The organism is Achromobacter sp. F4_2707 (assembly GCF_047501535.1).
Taxonomy (GTDB): domain Bacteria; phylum Pseudomonadota; class Gammaproteobacteria; order Burkholderiales; family Burkholderiaceae_B; genus Yanghanlia.
The window spans coordinates 1-249 of the sequence record NZ_JAZDRJ010000042.1; the positions used below are offsets into that span (position 1 = coordinate 1).

General features: G+C 57.4%; 1 protein-coding gene. It reads right to left on the reverse strand.

Annotation, left to right across the window (positions count from 1 at the left end; all coding sequences use genetic code 11):
* Positions 1-249: hypothetical protein (locus VRY85_RS14930; RefSeq protein WP_414599390.1), on the reverse strand; the 249-nt coding region annotated here is incomplete at both ends.

The window sequence follows — 249 nt, forward strand, 5'->3', positions numbered from 1 at the left end:
CTGGGTCACCACGCCAGCAAACTCAAAGCCCGTCGGAATCGTCACCAGCGCAAACTCACCACCTGCCTTCGGATCGCCATCGACCAGGCCCGACTCATTGACCGTCACAGCCTGAATCTCATCACCCTCAGGACCTTGGGCCTTAGTGATCGTCACCGTCAACGTATCCGTCGCCGTATCACCATCAGCGTCCGTGATTACGAACACAAACTCTTCCGTGCCGCTCACATTGGGCTTGGCCTCATACGT